This window comes from Streptomyces sp. CB02009 (assembly GCF_001905825.1).
In the GTDB taxonomy this organism is placed as follows: Bacteria; Actinomycetota; Actinomycetes; order Streptomycetales; family Streptomycetaceae; genus Streptomyces.
Genome location: NZ_LIVV01000002.1, coordinates 724308 through 746342 on the forward strand (window position 1 = coordinate 724308; position 22035 = coordinate 746342).

A 22035-nucleotide genomic window follows, 5' to 3' on the forward strand; every position below is an offset into this window, starting at 1 on the left:
CCGCGCGCCCCCGAGCCGCGGGCCCCGGTCCCTTTCCCTGTCCCCGGTCCCTCTCTCAGTACACGTCGCGCACGTACCGCTTGTCGGCGGCCAGTTGCTTGACGTACACCCCCGCCGACTCCTCGTCGAGCCCGCCGTGCGCCACGGCGATGTCGCGCAGCGCGCGGTCGACGTCCTTCGCCATCCGGGCCGCGTCACCGCAGACGTAGAAGTGCGCGCCGGACTGCAGCCACGACCACAGCTGCGGACCGTGCTCCCGCATCCGGTCCTGGACGTAGACCTTGGCGCGCTGGTCGCGCGAGAAGGCGGTGTCGAGGCGGTCGAGGGTGCCGTCGGCGAGGAGGGCGGTGAGCTCCTCCTCGTAGTAGAAGTCGGTGGCGCGGTGCTGCTCGCCGAAGAAGAGCCAGTTCGGGGCCCGGTGGCCGAGGGCGCGGCGCTCGTCGAGGAAGCCGAGGAACGGCGCCACGCCCGTACCCGGTCCCACCATCACCATCGGGGTCGAGGGGTCGGCGGGCGGCCGGAAGTGGGGGGCGCGCTGGACGTGCACGGGGACGGTGGTGCCGGGTTCGGCGTCGGCGAGGAACGGCGAGCAGACGCCCTTCCGGGCGCGACCGCGACGGTTCTCGTAGCGGACCACGGAGACGGTCAGGGACACCTGACGGGGGTCGGTGAGCGGACTCGAGGAGATCGAGTACAGACGCGGCCTGAGGCGGCCCAGGAGGTCGGCCCACTCCTGCGCGGAGGCGCGCACGGGATGCTCGGCGAGCACGTCCACGGCCTGCCTGCCCCAGGTCCACTGGGCGAGCCCGTCCTTGTTGTCGGGCCGCAGGAGCCGCTTGAGGTCGCGGTCGCCGGTCCGCTCGGTGACGAGCCCGAGCAGCGCGGGCGTGGCCCGGGTGATGTCGAGGTGGCGGTGGAGGGCCTGGCCGAAGGGCACCGGGCCCTGGCCGGGCAGGTCCACGGGGGAGTCCGCGTCGAGGCCGGTGACGGCCAGCCATTCGGCCACGAGCTCCGGGCAGTTGACGGGATGGACGCCGAGCGCGTCACCGCTCTCGTAGCCGAGCGGCACCCCGTTCTCGCCGGTGTCGAAGGTGAACCGCCGGACCTCCTTGCCCGCGCCCGGCAGGCTGAGCAGCCGGTTGCCGACGAGCCGTGCGGGGGCGGTGGCAGGGCCGGAGCGACGGGCCGGGGCGGGTGCGGCAGGGGGTACGGCAGAGGGCGAGGGCGAGGGTGAGGGTGAGGGCGAGGACGAGGACGAGGGCGAGGACGAGGACGAGGGTGAGGGTGAGGGCACGGTCGACGGGGTGCGGTCAGACGTGGTGGCCGAGGCCGCGGGCTCGTCGGACAGCCCGGTCAGGACCTGGTCGAGCCAGGCGAGGGCGGAGGTCTCGTAGTCGGGTTCGCAGTCGGCGCGGGGTGCCAGGCGGACGCCGCCGAGCTCGTCCAGCCGCTGGTCCAGGCGCCGCCCGTGACCGCAGAAGTCACCGTACGAGGAGTCCCCGAGGGCCAGCACGGCGTAGCGGCGGCCGTCGAGGCGGGGGGTGTCGGGCGCGGCGAGCGCGTCCCAGAAGCCGGAGCCGTTGTCCGGCGCGTCCCCGTCCCCGAAGGTGCTGGTGATCAGCAGCAGGTCGGCGGCGGGCGGCAGCGCCGTCAGATCGGTCCGGTCCATGCCCGTGAGCGCGGCACGGTGGCCCGCGGACAGGAGGCGCTCGGTGGTGGCGGCCGCGAAGTCCTCGGCGTTCCCGGTCTGCGAGGCCCACAGCACGACGACCTCGCGGCCCGCGGCCCCCGCGCCGCCCACCGGAGCGGTCTCCGGCGCGCGGGAGTAGAGCCCGGCCAGCACCCCGTTCACCCACTGCGCGTGATCCTCCCGGAACGGCGCGCCGGGCGGCAGGACGGGTACTCCGGGCGCGCCCGACTCCAGTCCCGCGAGGAAGCCGACGAGGTACTGCCGCTCCTCGGCGGACAGGACGGGCGGCGGGGCAGGGTCGAGGCCGAAGGCGGCCGCGGGGCCGGGCGGCGGGCCACCGCCCGGGACGAGCACCTGCGGGAGGGCGGGGGCGAGAGGGGCGAGGGGGGTGAGGGGGACGACCGGGACCGCGGAGGCCCGCACGGCCGGCGCCGGGACCGTCGCGACCGTCCGCGCCGGGACCGCGGCCTTCGCCAGCGCCACCGCGCACACCTTCAGCTCGGGCTGGAAGGAGAGCGGATCGACGGCGTCGTGGGTGACGGCGTTGACGCACAGGTCCTCGCCGAACAGGTCGTTCCAGTGGAAGGGCGCGAAGCAGTTCCCCGGCGCCACCCGGTCGGTGACCACGGCGGGCAGCACGGCCTTCCCGCGTCGCGAGGCGATCTCCACCGGGTCGTCCGCCGCGATGCCGAGCCGCGCGGCGTCCTCGGGATGCAGTTCGACGAACGGCGCCGGGTTCAGCTTGTTGAGCCTGGGCACCTTCCCCGTCTTGGTGAGGGTGTGCCACTGGTGCTGCAGACGCCCGGTGTTGAGAACGAACGGATAGGCGTCGTCGGGCATCTCGGCGGGGTCGATGTGCGGCCGGGCATGGAAGACGGCCCGGCCGCTCGCCGTCGGGAAGACGGGGCCGCCTCCCCGCCCGCCGCCGTTCCCCTCGACGTACCGGATCGGGTTCCGTGCCGGACCGCCGGCGGCGGCCGGCCACTGGACGGGGGTGGCGCGCAGGCGCTCGTACGACACTCCGCTCAGGTCGTAGCCGGTCCGCGGGTTCCCGGCGCGCCTGATCTCCTCGAAGACCTCCTCGGCGCTGTCGTACGTGAACGCCTCCTCGAACCCCATCGCGCAGGCGATCCGGGCGATGATCCGCCAGTCGGCGAGCGCCTCCCCCGGTGGGTCGACGGCGGGCCGGGTGAGGGTGAGGCCGCGCTCGCTGTTGATCAGCACGCCCTCGGTCTCGGTCCACAGGGCGGCGGGCAGGACGACGTCCGCGTACGCGTTGGTCTCGGTGTCGGCGAACGCGTCCTGGGTGATGACGAGTTCGGCGGCCCGCAGGCCCTCGACGACGGTGGCGCGGTTGCCGACGGACGCGACCGGGTTGGTGCAGATGATCCAGCAGGCCTTGATCTCGCCGTCCGCCATGCGCCGGAAGAGGTCGACGGTGCCCTGCCCGGTGCCGTCCTCGCGGATCGTGCCGGGCGGGAGGCCCCAGAGCTCCTCCGTGAAGGCCCGGTCCTCGGCGACCAGGACAGAGCGCTGGCCGGGGAGACCGGGGCCCATGTAGCCCATCTCCCGGCCGCCCATCGCGTTGGGCTGGCCGGTCAGGGAGAAGGGGCCCGATCCGGGGCGGCAGATCGCCCCGGTCGCCAGGTGCAGGTTGACCAAGGCGTTGGTGTTCCAGGTGCCGTGGGTGGACTGGTTGAGGCCCATGGTCCAGCAACTGGTCCACTCGCCGGCCGTGCCGATCCACTCGGCGGCGGTACGGATGTCGGCCTCGGGTATCCCGGTGAGCCGGGCGACGGTGTCGGGCGGGTAGTCGGCGAGGAACGACGGCATCGCCTCCCAGCCCTCGGTGTGCGCCGCCATGAAGCCGGGGTCGGTGTGGCCGTTCTCGTGCAGCAGGTGCAGCAGCCCGTTGAGCAGCGCGAGGTCGGTGCCGGGCCTGATCCGCAGGAAGAGGTCGGCCTTGTCGGCGGTGGCGGTGCGGCGGGGGTCGACGACGATCAGCTTCGCCCCGGCCTTCACGCGCTCCATCACACGGAGGAACAGGATCGGGTGGCAGTCGGCCATGTTGGAGCCGATGACGAGGAAGACATCGGCCCGGTCGAGGTCGTCGTACGAGCCGGGCGGGCCGTCGGCACCGAGGGACAGCTTGTAGCCGGTTCCGGCGCTCGCCATGCAGAGCCGCGAGTTGGACTCGATCTGGTTGGTGCGGAGGAAGCCCTTGGCGAGCTTGTTGGCGAGGTACTGGGCCTCCAGGCTCATCTGGCCGGAGACGTAGAGCGCGAAGGCGTCGGGCCCGTGCTCGTCCACGATCGCGCGCAGCCGCAGGGCGGTCTCGGTCAGGGTCCGGCCGGTGTCGGCCGGGACGAGGCCGGCCCCGCGCCCCTCCCGTACGAGTGCGGTGGCCAGGCGTCCGGGGGCGGCGAGCAGATCGGCGGTGGTGGCGCCCTTGGTGCACAGACGCCCCCGGTTCGCGGGGTGGTCCCTGTCGCCCGTCGCCTTCAGGACGGTACGGCGCCCGTCGGGCCCGGCGCCGATGTCGAGGAGCATGCCGCACCCCACGCCGCAGTACGAGCAGACGGTCCGCACCTGGTCGGGCGTGCCCGCCGTGCCGGCCCGGGGGGTCGGCGTGTCCTGTCGGGTCACCGGGGCGCCTCTCTGTGGAACCGTTCGAGCCCCGACCGTACGGAACGGCCGTTACACCCGTGTCAACCCGGCGGATCTTGATCCGTAACACCGGTCACACAGCGGCGCCGGGCGTGTTGTGAGAACCGCCGGCGTCGGTGGCGCGCAGCAGGCGCAGGAAGGCCTTCAGACCGGTGACGATCTCCTCGTTGTCGGTGAGGCGGTTCACCGTCGACTCGAACTCCCGCGCCAGCGCGGCGATCCTCCGGTCCGTCTCGTCGGCCCGCTGATGCGAGGACAGCGCGACGGCGTCCACCGTGCGGCGCAGCTCGGCGAGGGCCCGGTACTGCTCCTCCGCCTTGCCGTCGAGCACCGAGGCGCCGCTCTCCAGGGCGGCGACCCGCCCGGTCAGCGCCACCACGTCGTCACGCGGGAACGTCACGTCCTTGAGCAGGACGCCCAGCCTCCGCCGCAGCTGGCCGAAGTACGCCCCGGCCGGTCTGAAGAACGTGCTGAGGAGGAAGAAGCCGGCGAACCAGTAGCCCGCCTCGCGGCCGGTCGTCGCGGCCGCGGCGAGCGCCACGCAGGCCGTCACCACATGCCCGCCGACGGCGGCCCGCAGCATCACACGCGCGATGCGCCGCGCCTCGGTGTCCCGCTCCCCGGAGACGGCGATGCCCTTCTCGCGGCTGACGGCGATCTCGGCGAGCACCGCGTGCGCGCGGAAGTACAGATTCCACGGCGCGGTGAGCAGCAGCAGGAGCCACAGCAGTCCGAGGGCGCCCGCTCCCACGGCGAGCAGGGTGCCCGGCGGCACCCCCACGGCGTACGCCAGGACCAGCGCTCCGACCGCGAGACCCGCAGCCACGAACACACCCACGACCTTGTTCACGCCGCCCCCTCCGAGCCCGTTCACACCCTGGCGCCATGCTCCCGCCCGGCCCCGCCCCGGGCCATGAGTACGGCTACTCAGATCGGTCGCCGTGGGCGAAGGGCGGCGCCCGGGTGGTCGGGGGCGTGACGCGGCCGTGCGGCTCCGCCGGTGGGTGGCGGAGCCGCACGGCCAGGGGCACGCGGTCGAGGGCCTGCGGACCGGGTGACCCGTCCGGGGTACGCGGCCAGGGTCACGCACGCGGGGCACGCCGCCCGCCCGGGTCACGTGGTCCGGGGATCAGCTGATCCCGAGCGGGTCCCCCGGGGCGAGCGCGGCCGCGATCCGCTCGGCGACCACCTCGGCCTGGTTGCCCTCCGGCGTGGTCGCCGTCTTGGTCGCCGAGACCGCGATGGCCAGTCGCTCGGAGGGGAGGTACGCCTGGATGGCGGCGTACCCCGAGAACGACGGGTTCTGCACGATCCAGTTGTCGACCACGATGACCCCGAGGCCGAAGTGGGCCTCCTCGGTCTGCTTGAGGCAGATCGTCGCGGGACAGGTCGCGCTCTCGCCGCCGAGACCGACCGTGCCCGGGTTGAGCAGGGTGCGGTACGAGCGGGGGGAGAGGAGCTCGCCGCTGCCGATGGCCTGCGCCGAGCGCGCCAGGTCGCAGATGTCGGTGGTGATCACGGCGCCGGGCGCGGTCGTCCACGACGGGTTCCAGAACGTGGACTCCTCGTAGAGGCCGCGGTCCGAGGTGAAGGCGTGCAGGACGGGGCGCGGGATGTCGGGCGTGAAGTTGTTCTGCGTGTTCCGCAGCTCCAGCGGCCCCGTGACCTTCTCCCGCACCAGGCGGTCGATCCGTACGCCGGTGATCTTCTCCAGCGCCTCGACCAGGTAGACGTAGTTGGCGTGGGAGTAGCTCCAGCTCGTCCCCGGCTCGTACCAGAAGGAGTGGCGGAGCGGATAGGCGACCAGTTCCTCGGGGGTCCACGCCCGGAAGGGGTGGGCCACCAGCTCCTCCAGGAACGCGGGGTCCGTGACGTAGTCGTGGAGGCCCGTGGTGTTGGACGCCAGCATGCGCAGGGTGATCCGGTCCGCCTGGGGCAGATCGGGCAGCCAGCGCTCCACGGTGTCGTCGAGCCGGACCCGCCGCTCCTCGACCAGCCTGAGGAGGGCCGTCCCGATGTGGGCGAAGGCCACGGAGCCGGCGCGGAAGTGCATGCCCGGCTCGGCCGGGACACCGGTCATGGACTCGCCGAGCGCGTCCGTGAGGACCTCGCGCCCGTCGACCGTGACCCGTACCTGCACGGCGTTCAGGCTGAGGTCCTTCTTGGCCTTGCGGGTGATGTCCAGGACCTGGCGGGCCTTCCCGCCCAGGCGGCCCTCGGTCCGCACGCAGTCGGACCCGCCGCGGCCGCCGGGACCCTCGGCGAGCGCGGGGGCCACGGCCGTGGTCTGGACGGTGAGGGCGAGGAGGGCGGCGCAGAGCAGGGCCCTGCGGGACCGGGCACGCCTGCGCGTGCGCGGGGAGAGGGGGGTGTGCGTCATGCCCCGCACTATGTCCGGGCACGAGGCCGACCCCCGGGCGAACACTCCGCAGACCGCGTGAGACCCGCCCGTGTGGGGCAGACGGCAGCGCCGTCCGGCCGCGTCGTGGGGCGGCCGACGTGGGGCCGGAGTGGGCAGCCGGCGTGGGCGGCCGGAGTGGGCCGCGCCCGCCCGGCCCCGGGTCAGGAGCCGGGCGTGCCGCGCGGCGGCGGCGGGCCCTCCGCCCGTACGGCCCGCACGACCACCACGATCACGCAGAACGCGATGAGCGTCTCGGCCCAGAAGAACGCCAGGTAGTCGAGGAGACTGCCGATCGGCGGCGTGCCGGGGGCGGTGTTCCGGAAGGCGGCCAGGGCGAACAGCGTGGCAGCCATCCAGCCGAGCGCCGGCCAGGTCAGCCCCATGCGCCGCCGTACGAGGTGCCAGCCGCCCATCAGGACCGCGACCGCGAGCGCCCACATCGCCAGCATCATGAACACCGAGAAGACGAGCACACTGCGGGAGCGGGCCACCTCCGCCGAGAACACGGCCGCACCCTTGATCTCGGAGGTGTCGACGGCGAGGGAGAACAGGGCGTCCCGGTTGGTGAGCGTCATGCGCACGGGTACGCTCTCGCCGCCCTGGACGGCGCCGAACTCCATGTCCGTCTCGTACGCGTCGAACGGATAGTCCGTGATCGGGCCGCCGGTCAGGGTGACGGGCACGTCGACGCTCGCGATCCGGCTGTGGGCGGGGAACGTGAGGTCCCCTCGTACCGACGACGAGGTCTGGAGCGTCAGGTTCTCGGCGGGCGAGATGCCGCCCGCCTCCGCGAGCTCGCCGCGGGGAGTGACGAGGACCCGCAGGACCAGCTCCCGGCCGGCGGCGTCGACGCGCTGCACGGAGGCGTCGATGTCGATCCGGTCGGGAGCCTGGCTTCCGGCGGTGTGGCGGGTGTCCAGGTCCTGGCGCTCGCCGAACTGGAGCCAGAGCCCGCAGAGAGCGGCCGCCGCGACGGCCAGGAGCACGAGTCCCGCGCTCAGCGGCCCGCCGGGGGACCGTGGTTGACGACGCTTGACGGACACGCACGTGCTCCAGGGGAAGGGGGAAGGGGGGGGAGAGGGCAGAAGGAGGGACGAGGGGGTCGGGGCGCGCGGGTCAGGCGGCGGGCTTGCCGGGCTGGTCGTGGGTCGCGCAGTGGATCCCGCCGCCACCGGACGCGATGGTGTCGATCTGCACCTGTACGACGTCACGCCCGGGGAACTGGTCCTGGAGGATGCCCTTGGCGCGGTCGTCGGCCGCGCGGTCGCCGAACCTGGGCATGAAGACGGAGTCGTTGGCGACGTAGAAGTTGGCGTACGTCGAGACGAAGTCGTCGCCCTCGCCGGTGATCCGGTCGAGGTCGGGCTGCGGCAGGTCGATGATCTCGAAGCGGCGGCCGCGCGCGTCGGTGGCCTTCTCCAGCACCGAGCGGGCCTGGTCGGCCGAGCGGGACCAGGAGTCCGGGGGAGAGCCGGGGAAGGCCTGGTCCAGGAGGACCACGCCGGGGGCGGTGAACCGGACGAGGCTGTCCACGTGGGCGTCGGTGATGTCCTGGCCGCGGACGCCCGCCAGCCAGACCACCTTCTCGACGCCGAGCGTCTCGATCAGCTCGTCCTCGATCTGGTCCCGGGTCTTCCCCCGGTTGCGGTTGTCGTTGACGATCGAGCTCTCGGTGACGAGGAGGGTCCCCTCGCCGTCGGTCTCGAAGGAGCCGCCCTCGGCGACGAGGGGCGCCACCTCGCGGGGGATGCCGTACTTGCGGAGCAGCAGCCGGCCCACCTGGGAGTCGTTGGTGTGCTCCTGCTTGTTGCCCCAGCCGTTGAAGTTGAAGTCCACCCCGATGAGCTCGTCGCCGTCCTCGACGAACACGGGCACGGTGTCGCGTGCCCACAGGTCGTCGACCGGCATCGCGATGACCTCGACGTCCGCGCCGCACGCGCGCTGGGCCGCGGCGACCTGCGCCGGCCGGGCCATCATGACGACGGCCTCGTACCCGGCGACGGCACGGGCGATACGGGCGATGTCCTCGCGGACGTAGGGCAGCTCGTCCCCCCACACCGAGGCGAGCGCGGGCCACGACATGAACGTACGGGTGTGGCTGTCCCACTCGGCGCCGAAGCGGCGCTCGCCGCCCTCGGAGGAGGGGCGGGCGGAACCGGTGGCCGGGCTGGTGGAGACACCGGTGGCACCGGACGGAGTCGAGTCACCGGGGCCGCAGCCCGCGGCGCCGAAGGCGAGGGCACCACTGATGCCGGCGAAGGCCCGCAGGGCCGTGCGGCGGGTGGGGGAGGGGTGGGACACGCTGTGCTCCGATCATGGGCTGGCGAGACTATCCAGCGGCGGCGGGCGGATCGCGGCGAAACGCGCGCGGCGTGCCGGATTCGCGGGCCTGGGCTTCACACGGGTGACCGCCGTGCGGAGACGGTCGCGGGTACCCGGACGTGAGTGGGGGTGGGCCGTGGCGCCACTCTGACACTGACTGGATTTTCAGTCAAGCGCATACGGGGCATGGCGCGCCCGGATCCACCCTGTCGGTGCCGCCGGCGCGGCCCCGGTCGAGCGGCTCTGTACCCCCGTGGACTGAAAACCAGGTCAATGATGCGAGCGGGCGGTGCGCGCCCGTCCCCCTGACCTGCGGACCTCGACGGGACAGCCGGAGGACGGGAGCGGATAGGGTTCGGGGCATGTCGTCTCGCAGTACTCAGATCCTGGAAGCGGCCGCCCGGGTGATCGCCCGGCGCGGCGTGCGCGGCCTGCGCGTGGAGGAGCTCGCCGCGGAGGCCGGGGTCTCCACCGGCCTGATCTACTACCACTTCAAGGACCGGACCGGGATCCTGCGGCACACGCTCGAGTTCATCAACGACCGGGCCGAGCGGTACACCACGGAGCGCGACCCCGACGCGGAGCCCCTCAGCGCCCGCGAGGAACTCGACGAGGTGCTCCTCCTGGAACTCCAGGACACACCGGAGGTGCGGGAGAACAGCTCGGCCTGGGGCGAGCTGCGGGCGAGCGCCGTCTTCGACCCGGTCCTGCGCGAGGACCTCGCGCGGGCGACCCTGACCTGGACGCAGGAAGTCGCCGCACTCCTGGGGCAGGTGCGCCCGATGGCTCCGGCGGCCGCGCTCGCCTCCGCCGCGGAACGGCTCACCGCACTCCTGGAGGGCCTGAGCATGCGCTGGCTGAGCGGCGGCATCGGCATCGACCACGCGCGCACCCTGCTGCGGGAAGCCGTCGACGTGGAGCTGACCTCGCTCGACCGGCCTTAGGCCTCTCCTTCGGCCTGGCCCGGACGGGGCCGGGTCTTTCGGCCTGGCCCGGACGGGGCCGGGTCTTTCGGCCTGGCCCGGACGGGGCCGGGTCCTTCGACCTGGCCCGGACGGGGCCGAGCCGCCGCCGACCGTCGGGGCGCGCGGCTGCGCGCCCGCGCGGCCCCCGTACGCCCGTTGAGGGGAACACCGAGTCGCGAGGGTGGCCATATCGGGACACGATGACACCTCATGGCCCCTTCTCCCCGGAGGCGGGAATGGCTGAGCTCATCGTCATCGGATACGACGACCCCCACGTGGCCGAGCAGGCGTACGACACGGTGCAGGCGCTGCAGCGGGACTACGTCGTGCACCTCAACGGTCTCGCCGTCGTCTCCGTCGACGCGGACGGCGGCACCCACGTCGACACCGACAGCCGCGTCGTCGGTACCTCCGCCGCCTCCGGTGCCGTGTGGGGCGCCATCTTCGGCCTTCTCTTCCTGCTCCCCGGTGTGGGACTCCTGACCGGAGCCGCCCTCGGCGGCCTCGTCGGGAAGATCAGCAAGTCCGGTGTCGACGACCGGTTCCGCGAGCAGGTGCAGAACCTCCTCAAGCCCGGTTCGGCCGCCGTCGTGATCATGGCCTCGAAGGTCACCGACGACAAGTTCACCGTCGCCATGCGGCCCCACGGCGGCACCGTCCTCAAGACCTCGCTCAGCGACGAGGACGAGAAGGAGCTGGCCGAGCAGCTCGCCGGCCCCCAGTAGCCGGCCGCCCCACCGCAGGACCGCCGGAACCCGTCAGGAAGGCTCCCCCCATGGACCCCGCGCTCAGCAGCGACGTACTCGCGAAGCTGCGACAGCCCCGCCCGTACCCCGCCGTGTCCCTCGTGATGCCCACCCACCGCCGTGAGCCGGACAACACCCAGGACCCCGTACGGCTCCGCAACCTCGTGGCCGCGGTGGAGAAGGCCGTCCAGGACGACCCGGCGGTGACCCGGGAACGGCGCGCCGACGTCATGGACCAGCTCAGCCGCGCGGTGGCCGAGACCGACCTCGCGCACGCCGAGGACGGCCTGGTCGTCTTCGTGGCCCCGGGGGAGCACCACGTGTGGACGGTGGCCCGGTCCGTCCCCGAGCGCGTCGTCATCGCCGACACCTTCCTCACCAGGAACCTCGTCGCCGCCCAGGCCGCCGAGCAGCCCTCCTGGGCACTCGCCGTCTCCGCCGACCGCGTCTCGCTGTGGAGCGGCAGCCCCGAGCGGGTCACCGAGCACACCGGGGACGGCTTCCCCTTCACCCGCAGCCTCGAAGACCCGGACGCGGAGCGCAAGGAGCGCATCGGCGACCTGCCCAGCACCTTCCAGGACGAGGCCACCCGCCAGTTCCTGCGCGAGGCGCACACGGCGCTGCGCACGGTCCTCGCCTCCGCGCCGCGCCCGCTGTACGTGATCGGTGAACCCGCCGCCCTCGCACTCCTCGAGGAGACCGGACCGCTGCAGCCGGGCGCGACACCCGTCCACCGCGGAGGGCTCGCGAAGGGACCGGCCGCCGCGGTCCACGAGGCCGTCGAACCCGCCCGCGTCGCCCGCGAGAACGCCGCGGCGACCACCGTCCTGGCCGAACTCGACGCCGCCCGGGGACGCCGCGAGTTCGCCGGCGGCATCGACGAGGTGTGGCAGGCCGTGAAGGAGGGCCGCATCCGGCTGCTCGCCGTCGAGGACCACTACCGGACCGTCGTACGGGACGAGGGGGGCCACCTGGAGCCCGCCGAGCCCTCCGAGCCCGCGTCACGCGACGACATGGTCGACGAGATCGTCGAACGCGCCCTCGACACCGGCGCCGAGGTCCAGTTCGTCCGCGACGACACCCTGCTCGACATGGACCGCATCGCCGCCGTCCTGCGCTACTGACGGCGACCGCGCCAAGGCCGCACCCGGCCGTACGACGAACGCACACGAGAAGAGGACGCATCCTGTGAACCCCACATCGGCGCGCGCCAAGCGGGCGGTCCGCGCACGGGCCGCGAGCGCGGCCACGGCCGTCGTCGTCACGGCCCTCGGCGCGGTCGGCCTCGTGTCCTGCGACAGCGGGAACGACGACACCGGAAGTCCCCCCGTCAGCGCGCGCCCCTCGGCCCCCGACACGGCCGACTTCACGGGCGAACTGCCCTCCTCCGTCGCCTCGTCGGGAGCCGCCGCGGTCGAGTCCGCCCGCGCGTCGGCCTCCTCCGCGGCGGCCTCGGCCTCCGCGCGCGAGGCCGAGCGCAAGGCGTCCATCGGCGCGGCGGTCGAGCGCTCGCGCCAGGAGGCCGAGGACGAGCTGGAGGACGTCAAGGCCCCGGGCAACGCGCGGAACGAGGTCGCGATGACCGGCAAACCCCGCGCGGACACCGGCGGAAAGCTGACCGTCGTCCTGAACATCACCAACAAGACGGACGAAGAGGCCTCCTACGCCGTCCAGGTCGACTTCCTCGACCCCTCGGGCAAGGTCGTCGAGACGCAGTTCGTCGGCGTCGAGGACCTCCAGCCGGGCGCGCGCCAGCAGCCGCTGGTCATCAGCCGGCAGCCCGCCGAGCCGGTGCTGACGCCGCGGCTCACCAAGGCGCAGCGGTACTGAGGCCAGGCCCGACACAGGAGGAGACAGGAGGAGAGCCGTATGTCCGAACTCATCGTCCTCGGCTACGACGACCGCGCCGTCGCGAACAGGGTCTTCGCCGAGGTGCAGAAGCTGGGGGACAGCCACGCGGTCGAACTGACCGGGCTCGCCGTCGTCTCGGTCGACGCGGACGGCAAGACCCATGTGGACACCCCGGCGAGGCGGAAGGGCGAGGCCGCCCTCTCGGCCACCGCCGGCGCCCTCTGGGGTCTGGTCTTCGGCATGATCATCCTCACGCCGGGGCTCGGTGTGGTGGGCGCCGCCGTCGGCGGACTCATCGGCAAGCTGAACCAGATGGGCGTCGACAACACGTTCCGCGACAAGGTCCAGTCGCTGCTGACACCCGGTTCGTCCGCCGTCGTGGTGATGGCGTCGAAGGTCGCGGAGGACAAGTTCGGCGCCGCCGTGGAGCCCTTCGGCGGCACCGTGCTCAAGACCTCGCTGCCCGAGGAGAGCGAGCGCGAGCTCGCCGAGCAGCTGGCGGGCCCCGACGCGACCGGCTGACCCGGCCGGAGCACACCGGACCGGCCGTCCCCTCCACGGGGGCGGCCGGTCCGTTCGCGGGGGCGGCCGGTCCGTTCGCGCGCGGTCAGAACTCGACCGCGTCCCGGATCAGCGGGCACGTCATGCAGTGGCCGCCGCCGCGCCCCCGGCCGAGCTCCGCGCCCACGATGGTGATGACCTCGACACCCGCCTTGCGCAGCAGCGTGTTGGTCTGGGTGTTCCGGTCGTACGTGAAGACGACGCCGGGCTCGAGGGCGACGGCGTTGTTGCCACTGTCCCACTGCTGCCGCTCGGAGGCGTACACGTCGCCGCCCGTCTCGATGACCCGGAGCCCCGGCAGCCCGAGGCCCTTGGCGACCACGTCCACGAACGGGGTGCCGCCCTCGTCGATGATGTCCACGCCGGGCGCCTTGCTGCCGGGCCGCAGCGTGAACGTGTGGACCGAGTCCATGATCTTCGGGTAGAGCGTGACGATGTCCCGGTCGGCGAAGGTGAAGACGGTGTCCAGGTGCATCGCGGCACGCAGCTTCGGCATGCCCGCGACGATGACCCGGTCGGCCGCGCCCCTCTCGAACAGCGAGGCGGCGACCTGGGTGATGGCCTGCCGGGAGGTGCGCTCGCTCATGCCCATGAGCACCACGCCGTTGCCGACGGGCATGATGTCGCCGCCCTCGAAGGTGGCCTGGCCCCAGTCCCGCTCGGGGTCGCCCCACCAGACGGTGGCGTCCCGGTAGTCGGGGTGGAAGGTGTAGACCGCCTTCATGAGCAGGGTCTCGCCGTGCCGCGCCGGCCAGTACAGCGGGTTGAGGGTCACGCCGCCGTACAGCCAGCAGGTGGTGTCACGGGTGTAGAGCGTGTTCGGCAGCGGCGGCATCAGGTACTCGCGCACCCCGGTGGCCTCACGGGCCAGGGAGAGGTAGCCGGAACGGAACGCGTCGGGCAGATCGGCCGTCGACAGGCCGCCGATCAGGTACTCGGCCAGATCGCGGGGCGACACGGACTCCAGGAAGGCGCGGGTGTCGTCGATCAGGCCCAGACCGACCTCATTGGCGATGATCTTCCGGTCGAGGAGCCAGGCCCGCGCCTCGGGGATCGCCATCGTCTCGGTGAGCAGGTGGTGCAGCTCCACGACCTCGACGCCCCGCTGGGTCAGTTTGTTGACGAAGTCGGCGTGGTCGCGCTGCGCGTTCTCCACCCACATCACGTCGTCGAACAGCAGGTCGTCCGAGTTGGTCGGGGTCAGCCGGCGGTGGGCGAGCCCCGGGGAGCAGACAAGGACCTTGCGGAGCCGTCCGACCTCGGAGTGGACGCCGAGCGCGGGCCTGGCGGAAGCGTCGTTGCTGGTCATGCGGGGCCTTTCGGGAGCGGGGTGACGACGGGACGGACGGACCGGAGCGGGCCGCGGCGGGCTCAGAGGCTGATCCAGCCGGCCGCGAGGGCCACGACGCCCATGACGAAGCCGGCGATCGAGACGGCGAGGATGACCAGCTCCCGCGGCGAGAAGAGCTGTCTGCCCTGCTCGCGCCGGGCCTTGACGAACAGGAAGGTCGCCGGCGCGTAGATGATGAAGGAGACGAGGACGAACTTGAGCCCGGCCGCGAACAGCAGGAACGCCGTGTACACCGTGGCGAGCACGGCCACGACCAGCTCGCCCCGGGTGCTCCGGCCCGCCACCTTCTCCCGCTCGGGCCGCACCGCGATCTTCACCGCGAACGCGGCGGCGAGCAGGAACGGGATCAGGCTGAGCGCGCTGGTCAGGTCGAGCGCGAAGTTGAAGGCGTCGTCGGAGAACGCCGTGACGACGAGGACGACCTGACTGAGGGCCGTGGTCATGAGCAGTGCGGGCACGGGAACGTCGTCGCCGCTGGAGCGCCCCAGGAAGCGCGGCATGTCCTCGTCCTTGGCCGCCACGAACAGCACCTCGGCCGCCATCAGGGTCCAGGCGAGATAGGCGCCGAGGACGGAGACGATGAGGCCGACGCTGACGAAGACCTGGCCCCAGGTGCCGACGGCCGCCTCCAGGACCCCGGCCATCGAGGGCTGGCGCAGCTCGGCGATCTCGCTCATCGGCAGGATGCCGTACGACACGATGGTCACCGAGGCGAAGACGGCGAAGACGCTGAGGAAGCCCAGGATCGTCGCCCGGCCCACGTCCTCGCGGCGCTTGGCGTGCCGGGAGTACACGCTGGCGCCCTCGACCCCGAGGAAGACGAAGACGGTCGCGAGCATGGTGCCGCGGACCTGGTTGAACAGCGAGCCGGCGTAGTCGGCGCCGCCCCAGTTGTCCGCGAAGACGGACGCGTCGAAACAGAACAGCGCCAGGATGACGAAGACGATGATGGGCACGACCTTGGCCACCGTCACGATCCGGTTGATCGCGGCGGCCTCCTTCACCCCGCGCCGGATGAGCAGGAAGAACGCCCACAGCCCGGCCGAGGACAGGATGATCGCGAGGGCGGTGTCGCCGTCGCCGAGCGCCGGCCAGATCGCGCCGATCGTCGACATGATGAGCACCCAGTACGTCACGTTGCCGACGCAGGCGCTCGCCCAGTAGCCGAACGCCGAGAAGAAGCCCAGGTACTCGCCGAAACCGGCCTTCGCGTACGCGTAGACACCCGCGTCCAGGTCCGGGCGGCGCACCGCGAGCGCCTGGAAGACGAACGCGAGCATCAGCATGCCGAATCCGGCGATCGCCCAGGCGATGAGCGCGCCCGCGACACCCGTCTCCTGCGCGAACCGGCGGGGCAGCGAGAAGACACCGGCGCCGACCATGGAGCCGACGACCATCGCGGTCAGGGTGACGAGCGTCAGTTTGGCCGCCGGCGGGGACCCGGCGGCGGGGGCGTCTGTTCCGGAATCAGCGTGCGACATGACCTACCTCGGGGGCACCCGGTGCCCACCCCTGGAAGCGACGAGAGATGACTGGAAGCCGAATCTAGCCGGATAAGGATCCATTTGTCCGCGTACACACCTCTTTGCGTGGGCCGTGACGGTTCGATCCGTGAGCTCTCGGCCACGTGGCCCGAATGCCGCAGATCATCGGGTTAAACCTCTGGCGGGGCAAGATCGCCGCTTCGAGGTAATGCCTTTGGGTCTACGGGGTGTACGGGGTCCGGCGGCCGTTACTGTTCCCCGAGATCTGGACGGATTCCCAGATCTTCATCCCTCTTTCTCCCCTTTGATCGCATTTCCCTGCCTTTCTCGCCGCCGCCTCCACCACCCGCACCACCCGCCCCGCCCTCACCGCCTCTTGAACTCCTCCTCTTTCACTGACCGGGGCACCCGTGCGCGCCGGTCACCACCCCCCTGCGAAGGAGAGCCCGCCCCATGACCGTCGACACGAGCCCGGAAGCACAGCAGGACACCCAGCAGGACGCGCCGAAGCAGTCCAGCCTCAGCACCGCCGCCGCCCGGAACCTCGCCACCACGACCAAGTCCGCCCCGCAGATGCAGGAGATCAGCTCCCGCTGGCTGCTGCGGATGCTCCCCTGGGTCGAGACCAAGGGCGGCGCCTACCGGGTCAACCGCCGGCTGAGCTACACCGTCGGGGACGGGCGCATCGACTTCGTCCAGGACGGGGCGCACGTCCGGGTGATCCCCCGCGAACTCGGCGAACTCGCCCTGCTGCGCGGCTTCGACGACGAGGAGGTGCTGAACGCACTGGCCGGCCGCTGCGTCCAGCGCGACTTCGGCGCGGGCGAGGTCCTGGTCACGCGCGGCACCCCGGCTGAGGAGATCCACCTCGTCGCCCACGGGCGCATCAACCAGACCTCCCTCGGCAAGTACGACGACGAGGTGGCCGTCGCCGTCCTCGCCGACGGCGACCGCTTCGGCGAGAACGCCCTCCTGGACGCCGACGCCCGCTGGGACTACACCGCCACCGCGGAGACCTCCGGCACGCTGCTCACCCTCTCCCGCGCCGAGTTCGCCGCGGTGCTCGCCTCGTCGCCGGCCCTCCAGGCCCACATCGAGGCGTTCAGCTCGCTCCCGCTGCAGCGCCAGAACAAGCACGGCGAGGCCGAGATCGCGATGTCGGCCGGCCACACCGGCGAGTTCGCGCTGCCGGGCGCCTTCGTCGACTACGAGCTCAACCCGCGCGAGTACGAACTCTCCGTCGCCCAGACCGTCCTGCGGGTCCACACCCGGGTCGCCGACCTCTACAACGGGCCGATGAACCAGACGGAGGAGCAGCTCAGGCTCACCATCGAGGCGCTGCGCGAGCGCCAGGAGCACGAGCTGATCAACAACCGGGAGTTCGGCCTCCTCCACAACGCCGACTTCAAGCAGCGGATCCAGACCCACTCCGGCCCGCCCACCCCGGACGACCTCGACGAGCTCCTCTGCCGCCGCCGCGGCACCAAACTCTTCCTCGCCCACCCCCGGACGATCGCCGCGATCGGCCGCGAGTGGAACGCCCGCGGCCTCAACCCGGGCACCGTCGACCTCGACGGCCAGCAGGTCCTCAGCTGGCGCGGAGTCCCGCTGCTGCCCTGCAACAAGATCCCGATCACCAAGGAGAACACCAGCTCCATCCTGGCCATGCGCCTCGGCGAGGACAACCAGGGCGTCATCGGCCTCCGCCAGACCGGACTCCCGGAGGAGTACGAGCCCGGCCTGTCGGTGCGCTTCATGGGCATCAGCGAGCAGGCGATCATGTCGTACCTCGTCACCACGTACTACTCCGCCGCCATCCTCGTGCCGAACGCGCTGGGCGTGCTGGAGAACGTGGAGATCGCCCGCAGGCACTAGGCCGTCTCTTCCGGATCTTGCCTGACCCGTGCCGCCCGGCACCGCACCTCGCCGCGTTGTCGAGGCACCCGAGTACGTCCAGTACGCGGGTACCTCTCCGCCTTGCGATGCGTCCCCTCGGCCCTGGCGGGCCTGGGGAGGCCCCAGGCGCCGGACGACACGGGTTTGACCGGCAAGATCCGAAAGAGACGGCCTATCGGAGCTGTCCCGCGGCCGCCACGAAGGCCGCGACGGTCCGGAGCGTCCCGGGCCGGCCGACCGTGCCCGGGACCACGGACAGCAGCCCACCACCCTCACCAAGGAGCCACGGATGCCCGAACCCGGGCCTTCCCCTCTGCAGTCGAGCCTGCCCACCGCCGCCGCCCACTTCGGGCTCCACGTCCTCGGACGGGCGGCCGCTCCCACCGAGACGGCCGGCGCGGCCGCGCTCACGGCCACGGCCGCCGCCGCGACCGGTGACGGCACCGCGCCGGTGACCGCCTCGACGCCCGCGCCCGGCACCGCGCCGGTGACCGCTCCGGCCGCCCTCATCGGCGCCGTGCCCGCGCCCGCGATCGGTACGGTGCCGGCGATCGGCGCCGTACCCGTGGCCGCCGGCGCGGCCGTCGTCGCTCCCGCCGCCGTGGCCGCCCTCGTGCCTCCCGCCGCCGTGACCGCGCCGCCGCTTCCCGGGGCGGGGTTCGTCCTGCCCGGGCCCACCGGCCTCGGCACGGCGGCCCTGTCCCTGAGCCGGCGGGCAACCGCCCCCGAGCCGCCGGAAACCCCGGAGCCCGAGGCACCCGTGGTGGGCCGGCCGATCCCGGGCCTCTACTTCCACCCCGTACCCGAACCCGACCCCGTACGGGTCGACGAGGTCAGCCGCAGGATCAAGGCCTGGGCGCTCGACGAGGTGCAGCTCTACCCCGAGGACTGGGAGGGCGAGTTCGACGGATTCTCCGTCGGGCGCTACATGGTCGCCTGCCACCCCGACGCCCCGACCGTCGAGCACCTGATGATCGCCACGCGCCTGATGGTCGCCGAGAACGCCGTCGACGACTGCTACTGCGAGGACCACGGCGGCTCGCCCATCGGCCTCGGCGGACGGCTCCTCCTCGCGCACACCGCCCTCGACCCGCTCCACACCACGACGGAGTACCAGCCGCTCTGGGCGGAGTCGCTGCACGCGGACGCCCCGCGACGCGCCTACCGCTCCGCCATGGAGTACTTCGTCGCCCAGTCGACCCCCTCCCAGGCCGACCGGTTCCGGCACGACATGGCCCGGCTGCACATGGGCTACCTCGCCGAGGCCGCCTGGGCCGAGACGGACCACATGCCGGAGGTGTGGGAGTACCTGGCGATGCGCCAGTTCAACAACTTCCGCCCCTGCCCCACCATCACCGACACCGTCGGCGGCTACGAACTCCCGGCGGACCTGCACGCCCAGCCGGCCATGCAGCGCGTCCTCGCGCTCGCCGGGAACGCGACCACCCTCGTGAACGACCTGTACTCGTACATGAAGGAACTGGACAGCCCCGGCACGCACCTGAACCTGCCCGTGGTGATCGCCCACCGCGAAGGCGTGTCCGACCGCGAGGGCTATCTGAAGGCCGTCGAGGTCCACAACGACCTCATGCGCGACTTCGAGGCCGAGGCCGCCGCCCTCGCCGAGGCCTGCCCCGTCCCGACCGTCCAGCGCTTCCTGCGCGGCGTGGCCGTGTGGGTCGACGGCAACCACTACTGGCACCAGACCAACACCTATCGCTACAGCCTGCCCGATTTCTGGTAAGAAATGGACTTATCTGTGACCAGCACCGAGTACACCACCGTCACCGGCACCTCCGCGTTCGTCCCGTCCCCCGCGACGCCGTACCAGGGTGACATCGCCCGCTACTGGAACGACGAGGCCAGGCCGGTGAACCTGCGTCTGGGCGACGTCGACGGGCTCTACCACCACCACTACGGCATCGGCGCCGTCGACCACGCCGCCCTCGGGAGCAGCGCGGACAGCGAGTACGAGAAGAAGCTGATCACCGAACTGCACCGGCTGGAGTCCGCGCAGGCCGAGGTGCTCCTGGACAACCTCGGAGCCATCGGGCGTGACGACACGCTCGTGGACGCCGGCTGCGGCCGCGGCGGTTCGAGCGTGATGGCCCACCAGCGCTTCGGCTGCAAGGTCGAGGGCGTCACCCTCTCCTCCACGCAGGCCGACTTCGGCAACAGGCGTGCGAGGGAGCTGGGCATCGACGACCACGTCCACGCCCAGGTCTGCAACATGCTGGACACCCCGTTCGAGAAGGGCAGCATCGCCGCCTCGTGGAACAACGAGTCGAGCATGTACGTCGACCTCGACGACCTCTTCGCCGAGCACTCCCGCTTCCTCAAGGTCGGCGGCCGCTACGTGACCATCACCGGCTGCTGGAACCCGCGGTACGGCCAGCCCTCGAAGTGGGTCTCCCAGATCAACGCGCACTTCGAGTGCAACATCCACTCCCGCCGCGAGTACCTGCGCGCGATGGCCGACAACCGCCTGGTCCCGCAGGCCGTCATCGACCTGACGCCGGACACCCTGCCCTACTGGGAGCTGCGTGCCACGTCGTCCCTGGTCACCGGCATCGAGGAGGCGTTCATCAACTCCTACAGGGACGGCTCCTTCCAGTACGTCCTGATCGCGGCCGACCGGGTCTGAACCGGCCGGTCCCACGGGCACCGCAGGGCCCGGTCCGTCGCGCGACGGACCGGGCCCTGCGGGCGTGCGGCCCCCGTCGCCTTCCGGCCGAATGTGCGTTCGTGGTCTGGACCTGACAAGTCGACTGTCGCTACGGTGACGTACGCGCTCGCTTGAGAGCGCTCTCAGTACGTGCTCCCCCCACCAGGAGGCTCCTGTGAAACGTACGTCCGCCCTGCGCGCCGCCGCCGCGGCCCTGCTGCTCACCGTCGGACTCGGCGCCGCCCAGGCGATGCCCGCCAGTGCCGTCCCCACCGCCGCCGCGCCCACCGCGTCGGCGGGACTCCTCGACGCGATGCGCCAGGACCTCGGGCTCACCGCGCGGCAGGCCGAGGAGCGGCTGGCGGCCGAACGCGCCGCGACCCGCGTCGAGTCCGAGGCCAGGAAGGCCGCCGGAGGAGCGTACGGCGGCTCCTGGTTCGACGCGGACACCGGGCGGCTCGTGGTCGCCCTCACCGACCGCGACGAGGTGGCCGAGGTCGAGGCGCTCGGCGCCGACACCCGGCTCGTCCGGCACAGTGCCGGCGCGCTCGACCGGGCCAAGGCGCGGCTCGACGCCCGCCCCGCTCCGAGCGGTGTCGCCGGCTGGCACGTCGACCCCCGCTCCAACAGCGTCGTCGTCACCGTCGTCCGCGCCGACCGGAACGCCCCCGCCGTGCGGGCCTTCGTCGAGCGGGCCCGCGAGACCGGACCCGTCACCGTCGCCGAGACGGCGACCGCACCCCGTACGTACGCCGCCGGAACCGTCGGCGGCGACCCGTACTACACCGGCAACGTCCGCTGTTCCATCGGCTTCTCCGTGCACGGCGGCTTCGTCACCGCCGGGCACTGCGGCGGGGCCGGGGCGGCCGTGCGGGGCTGGGACGGTTCCGCGATGGGAACCTTCCAGGGCTCTTCGTTCCCCGGGAACGACTACGCGTACGTGAGCGTCCACAGCGGCTGGTGGACGGTGCCGGTCGTGCTCGGCTGGGGCGTGATACCGGACCGGCTCGTCAAGGGCTCGGCCGAGGCGCCGATCGGCGCGTCGATCTGCCGCTCCGGTTCCACGACCAAGTGGCACTGCGGCAGTGTCCTGGCCAAGAACGAGACCGTGAACTACAGCCAGGGCGCGGTGCAGCAGATGACGAAGACCAGTGTGTGCGCGGAGGGCGGTGACTCCGGCGGCGCGTTCATCAGCGGCGACCAGGCCCAGGGCGTCACGTCCGGCGGCTGGGGCAACTGCTCGTCCGGCGGAGAGACCTGGTTCCAGCCCGTGAACGAGATCCTCAGCCGCTACGGCCTCACGCTGCACACGGCATGACGGACTGAAGGGAACCGGCAACACCCTTGTCCGCGAGGGTGGTTGACGAATGGTCTGGACCAACCTACGGTCTGCTGGAGCGCGCGCCACCCCTAGGACCATCCCCCCACGTCCCCAG

16 protein-coding genes are annotated in these 22035 nt (G+C 72.4%); 9 read left to right on the forward strand and 7 right to left on the reverse strand.

Features of this window, described 5'->3' with window-relative positions; genetic code table 11:
- Window positions 1-55: 55 nt before the first annotated feature.
- From AMK27_RS10485 to AMK27_RS10505, 5 genes are all read right to left on the reverse strand, one after another.
- Window positions 56-4240, reverse strand: coding sequence for a bifunctional nitrate reductase/sulfite reductase flavoprotein subunit alpha (locus tag AMK27_RS10485; protein WP_241847462.1), 4185 nt, complete (start codon window positions 4238-4240; stop codon window positions 56-58).
- A 190-nt stretch (window positions 4241-4430) separates the two neighbouring features.
- Window positions 4431-5207, reverse strand: coding sequence for a hypothetical protein (locus AMK27_RS10490; RefSeq protein ID WP_073905980.1), 777 nt, complete (start codon window positions 5205-5207; stop codon window positions 4431-4433).
- A gap of 279 nt (window positions 5208-5486) precedes the next feature.
- Window positions 5487-6737: a serine hydrolase domain-containing protein gene (locus tag AMK27_RS10495; RefSeq protein WP_073904949.1), complete on the reverse strand. Its 1251-nt coding sequence runs from the start codon at window positions 6735-6737 to the stop codon at window positions 5487-5489.
- A 182-nt stretch (window positions 6738-6919) separates the two neighbouring features.
- Window positions 6920-7801, reverse strand: coding sequence for a DUF4436 domain-containing protein (locus tag AMK27_RS10500; protein WP_079188337.1), 882 nt, complete (start codon window positions 7799-7801; stop codon window positions 6920-6922).
- Between the two features lie 73 nt (window positions 7802-7874).
- The gene (locus AMK27_RS10505) at window positions 7875-9059 is read right to left on the reverse strand and encodes an agmatine deiminase family protein (protein ID WP_073904951.1); all 1185 of its coding nucleotides are present in this window, start codon (window positions 9057-9059) and stop codon (window positions 7875-7877) included.
- 383 nt (window positions 9060-9442) lie between these two features.
- On the opposite strand from AMK27_RS10505, the gene AMK27_RS10510 reads away from it, so the two are divergent.
- The 5 genes from AMK27_RS10510 to AMK27_RS10530 all read left to right on the forward strand — a co-directional run bounded on the left by AMK27_RS10510 (window position 9443) and on the right by AMK27_RS10530 (window position 13164).
- Complete coding sequence (locus AMK27_RS10510; protein ID WP_073904952.1) at window positions 9443-10024, forward strand: TetR/AcrR family transcriptional regulator; 582 nt, start codon at window positions 9443-9445, stop codon at window positions 10022-10024.
- A 257-nt stretch (window positions 10025-10281) separates the two neighbouring features.
- Window positions 10282-10770, forward strand: a complete 489-nt coding sequence (locus AMK27_RS10515) for a DUF1269 domain-containing protein (protein WP_073904953.1) — start codon at window positions 10282-10284, stop codon at window positions 10768-10770.
- Between the two features lie 50 nt (window positions 10771-10820).
- Window positions 10821-11915, forward strand: coding sequence for a baeRF3 domain-containing protein (locus tag AMK27_RS10520; protein WP_073904955.1), 1095 nt, complete (start codon window positions 10821-10823; stop codon window positions 11913-11915).
- Between the two features lie 64 nt (window positions 11916-11979).
- On the forward strand, window positions 11980-12621 hold the full coding sequence (locus AMK27_RS10525) for a hypothetical protein (protein ID WP_073904956.1): 642 nt from the start codon (window positions 11980-11982) through the stop codon (window positions 12619-12621).
- Between the two features lie 39 nt (window positions 12622-12660).
- Window positions 12661-13164: a DUF1269 domain-containing protein gene (locus tag AMK27_RS10530; RefSeq protein ID WP_073904958.1), complete on the forward strand. Its 504-nt coding sequence runs from the start codon at window positions 12661-12663 to the stop codon at window positions 13162-13164.
- Window positions 13165-13249: 85 nt separating this feature from the next.
- On the opposite strand, the gene AMK27_RS10535 is transcribed toward AMK27_RS10530, so the two are convergent.
- Window positions 13250-14512, reverse strand: coding sequence for an arginine deiminase (locus tag AMK27_RS10535; RefSeq protein WP_073904959.1), 1263 nt, complete (start codon window positions 14510-14512; stop codon window positions 13250-13252).
- Between the two features lie 62 nt (window positions 14513-14574).
- A complete protein-coding gene (locus tag AMK27_RS10540; protein ID WP_073904961.1) occupies window positions 14575-16035 on the reverse strand; it encodes a basic amino acid/polyamine antiporter in 1461 nt (486 codons plus the stop codon).
- A 456-nt stretch (window positions 16036-16491) separates the two neighbouring features.
- Between AMK27_RS10540 and AMK27_RS10545 the strand changes: the two genes are divergently transcribed.
- The 4 genes from AMK27_RS10545 (at window position 16492) to AMK27_RS10560 (ending at window position 21917) form a co-directional block, all read left to right on the forward strand.
- Complete coding sequence (locus AMK27_RS10545; RefSeq protein WP_073904962.1) at window positions 16492-17913, forward strand: family 2B encapsulin nanocompartment shell protein; 1422 nt, start codon at window positions 16492-16494, stop codon at window positions 17911-17913.
- Window positions 17914-18223: 310 nt separating this feature from the next.
- Entirely contained in the window at window positions 18224-19678 is a 1455-nt protein-coding gene (locus AMK27_RS10550; RefSeq protein WP_073904964.1) for a family 2 encapsulin nanocompartment cargo protein terpene cyclase, read from the forward strand.
- A gap of 3 nt (window positions 19679-19681) precedes the next feature.
- Window positions 19682-20578 (forward strand): geranyl diphosphate 2-C-methyltransferase, encoded by an 897-nt coding sequence (locus tag AMK27_RS10555; protein ID WP_107425527.1) that lies wholly within the window; start codon window positions 19682-19684, stop codon window positions 20576-20578.
- Window positions 20579-20774: 196 nt separating this feature from the next.
- On the forward strand, window positions 20775-21917 hold the full coding sequence (locus AMK27_RS10560) for a S1 family peptidase (protein WP_073904967.1): 1143 nt from the start codon (window positions 20775-20777) through the stop codon (window positions 21915-21917).
- Window positions 21918-22035 lie beyond the last annotated feature (118 nt).